Origin of the sequence: Pseudomonas juntendi (assembly GCF_009932375.1) — a bacterium.
GTDB lineage: Bacteria > Pseudomonadota > Gammaproteobacteria > Pseudomonadales > Pseudomonadaceae > Aquipseudomonas > Aquipseudomonas juntendi.
The window spans coordinates 1-3,509 of record NZ_BLJG01000441.1 but is presented as its reverse complement, the minus strand read 5'-3'; the positions used below and the strand labels follow the sequence as shown (position 1 = coordinate 3,509).

General features: G+C 61.0%; 3 protein-coding genes. All 3 read right to left on the bottom strand.

Annotation, left to right across the window (positions count from 1 at the left end; translation table 11 throughout):
• Nucleotides 1-84: 84 nt before the first annotated feature.
• Complete coding sequence (locus GYA94_RS26615; RefSeq protein ID WP_110679009.1) at nucleotides 85-1,191, bottom strand: tRNA nucleotidyltransferase/poly(A) polymerase-related protein; 1,107 nt, start codon at nucleotides 1,189-1,191, stop codon at nucleotides 85-87.
• Nucleotides 1,192-1,246: 55 nt separating this feature from the next.
• Complete coding sequence (locus GYA94_RS26610; protein ID WP_161893449.1) at nucleotides 1,247-2,815, bottom strand: SpoVR family protein; 1,569 nt, start codon at nucleotides 2,813-2,815, stop codon at nucleotides 1,247-1,249.
• Nucleotides 2,812-3,509 (bottom strand): YeaH/YhbH family protein (locus tag GYA94_RS26605; RefSeq protein ID WP_161893448.1); only part of this gene is annotated, 698 nt, incomplete at its 5' end. The genes GYA94_RS26610 and GYA94_RS26605, both read right to left, overlap by 4 nt.

Genomic DNA, 3,509 nt, shown 5'->3' with positions numbered 1-3,509 from the left:
TAGAATCTCCCACAGGGGCTGTGTTGCCTTCACGTTGGCGCGCTACCTATGGGAGCGGCTTTGGTCGCGAAAGGGCCGGTAGCACTAGCGGTGCCGGTAAGCCTCAAGCGCTTTCAGCCGCTGCGCTTTGAGCGCTTCGCCCAGTGCCTGGCCAGTCAGCCCAGCCTGCACAAGCGGCTTCACATCCACCGCCCGCGCCGCTGCCGCAGCGCCACGCAAATACTCGCCCTGTGGATAACCCGCTTTGCAATTCCCCAGTGCCACCATCTCGCAGGCAGCCAGGAAATCCTCAAACCGCTGCGGGCGCCGGTACACATCGAACTTCTGCAACAGCGCCAGCAGTGACATGGCAGGCAGCTGCAGCGCCTGATCAGCCTGCACCAGGCACTCACCCGTCAGCAGGGCCAGCTCCTGGCATTCCCGCGGCGCCTTGAGGCGTTGGTTGACGGTCTTGATCGAGGCGGGGGGCAACTGGTGCAACAGGCAGGCCCAGCGCACGTGCAGGGGCTGGTGATGCGCAGCTGCTTGTCCCAGCGCAGCCAGGGCTTGGGGGGCGCTATCAAGCTCAGGCAACAGTTCCCGGAGGGCGGCGCACGCATGCAGGACCTGGAAGAACACCTGCGGCTGCGCCTCCATCAGCGCGCGCTCGATCTCCTTCCAGCTGCGCTCTGCAGTCAAGGCCTGCAATTCGCCCGAGGCACTGATCTGGCGCATCAGCTCCAGGGTTTCATCGGCGACCCGAAAGCCCAAGGGTGCATAGCGCGCAGCAAAGCGCGCCACCCGCAGCACACGCAGGGGGTCTTCAGCGAACGCTGGGGAAACGTGGCGTAACAGGCGTTGGTCCAGGTCCCGCGCGCCCTGGTAAGGGTCATGAACCTGCCCGGCCTCATCCTCGGCCATGGCATTGATGGTCAGGTCGCGGCGGATCAGGTCTTCTTCCAGGGTTACGTCGGGGCTGGCATGGAAGGTGAAGCCACCGTAGCCGCGCCCGCTTTTGCGTTCGGTACGGGCCAGGGCGTATTCCTCGCCGGTTTTCGGGTGCAGGAATACCGGGAAGTCGGCGCCGACCGGGCGGTAACCCTTGGCCAGCATTTCCTCGACGCTGGCACCGACCACCAGCCAGTCGATATCGCTGACCGGTCGGCCGAGCAGGCGGTCACGTACGGCACCGCCAACCTTGTAAATGTGCATGAGCAACTCTCCATAACTGCCGACAGCATAACCCGCCGGCAGTCATGGCGTGGCTTCAGAGATGGTGAATCACCGCCAGGTCCATGCGGCCGTATTCGCCGCCGTCGCCGTGCTCGCCGCGTGGCGGCATGTGGTGGGTCTTGACCACCTGCTCGCCTTGCACGGTCTCCAGGTGGATATCGAAGCCCCACAGCCGATGCAGGTGCTTGAGGACTTCGTCGGTCGAGTCGCCGAGCGGTTTGCGGTTGTGCTGCTGGTGACGCAGGGTGAGGGAGCGGTCCCCACGGCGGTCGACACTCCAGATCTGCACGTTCGGCTCACAGTTGCCCAGGTTGTACTGGGCTGCCAACTGCTCGCGAATGAGCCGGTAACCCGACTCGTCGTGAATGGCCGGTACCAGCAGATCGTCCCGTTGGTCATCATCGAGAATGCTGAACAGCTTGAGGTCGCGCATTACCTTGGGCGACAGGTATTGCAGGATGAAACTCTCGTCCTTGAAGCTGCTCATGGCGAACTTGATGGTAGAAAGCCAATCACTGCCGGCAATGTCGGGGAACCAGTGGCGATCCTCTTCGGTTGGGTTCTCGCACATGCGGCGGATGTCGGTGTACATCGCAAAGCCCAGCGCGTAAGGGTTGATGCCGCTGTAGTACGGGCTGTCGAAACCAGGCTGGAACACCACACTGGTGTGCGACTGCAGAAACTCCATCATGAAGCCTTCAGTTATCAGCCCCTCGTCGTACAAGTCGTTCATCAGGGTGTAGTGCCAGAAGGTTGCCCAGCCTTCGTTCATCACCTGGGTCTGGCGCTGCGGGTAGAAATACTGGGCTATCTTGCGCACGATGCGCACCACTTCCCGTTGCCAGGGTTCCAGCAGCGGGGCGTTCTTTTCGATGAAGTACAGGATGTTTTCCTGCGGCTCGGCGGGGAAGCGCCCTTCATCGCGGTCATTGCCCTTTTCGGCGCTTTTCGGGATGGTCCGCCACAGGTCGTTGATCTGCCGCTGCAAGTGTTCCTCGCGCTCCTGTTGCCGGCGCCGCTCCTCTTCGGCAGAAATAGGGTAGGGCCGCTTGTAGCGGTCTACGCCGTAGTTCATCAGGGCATGGCAGGAGTCGATCAGGTCTTCCACGGCGTCGATGCCGTGGCGTTCCTCGCACTGCGCGATGTACTGCTTGGCGAACACCAGGTAGTCGATGATCGAGCTGGCATCCGTCCAGGTGCGGAACAGGTAGTTGCCTTTGAAGAAGCTGTTATGCCCATAGCAGGCATGGGCGATCACCAGTGCCTGCATGCACATGGTGTTTTCTTCCATCAGGTAAGCGATGCAGGGGTCGGAGTTGATCACGATCTCGTAGGCCAGGCCCATCTGACCACGGCTATAGGACTTTTCCGTGCTGAGGAACTGCTTGCCGTAGGACCAGTGGTGATAGCCCAGTGGCATGCCGACGGAAGCGTAGGCGTCCATCATCTGCTCGGCCGTGATCACCTCGATCTGGTTGGGGTAGGTGTCCAGGGCGTAGCGCTCGGCCAGGCGGCTGATTTCCCGGTCGTAGGTCTGGATCAGTTCGAACGTCCATTCGGACCCGGTGGAAATGGGTTGGCGTCTCTGTGCTCTGGCGGTCATGTGGCTAACCTGCGCTGGAAGAGTTCACGGAAGACCGGGTAGATGTCGCCGGCCGATACCAGCTGCTGTTGGGCAAACGTGTCGGGGAAGGCCTCGCCGATGCGTTCGTATTCGTACCACAGCGCCTGGTGCTCACGGGGGGTGATTTCGACGTAAGTGTAGTACTGCACGTGCGGCATGATCTGCTTGGCCAGGATATCGCGGCAGATTGGCGAGTCGTCGTTCCAGTTGTCGCCGTCGGACGCCTGGGCAGCATAGATGTTCCAGTCACTGGCCGGGTAGCGTTCAGCCATGATCTCCTGCATTAGCTTGAGTGCGCTGGAAACGATGGTGCCCCCGGTTTCCCGCGAGTAGAAAAATTCTTCCTCGTCCACTTCGCGGGCACTGGTGTGGTGGCGAATGAACACGACTTCGATGCGGTCGTAATTACGCTTGAGGAACAGATACAGCAGGATGAAGAAGCGCTTGGCGATGTCTTTGGTCGCCTGGGTCATCGAACCGGACACGTCCATCAGGCAGAACATCACCGCCTTTGAGCTTGGGTTGGGTTGCTTGACCAGCAGGTTGTACTTGAGGTCGAAGGTGTCGAGAAACGGCAGGCGGTTGATGCGTGCCTTGAGGCGCTCGATTTCCTGTTCGATTTCCTGGATATCGGTGAAATTGTCCGGTTCCTCTACGCGCAGGCGCGCCAGCT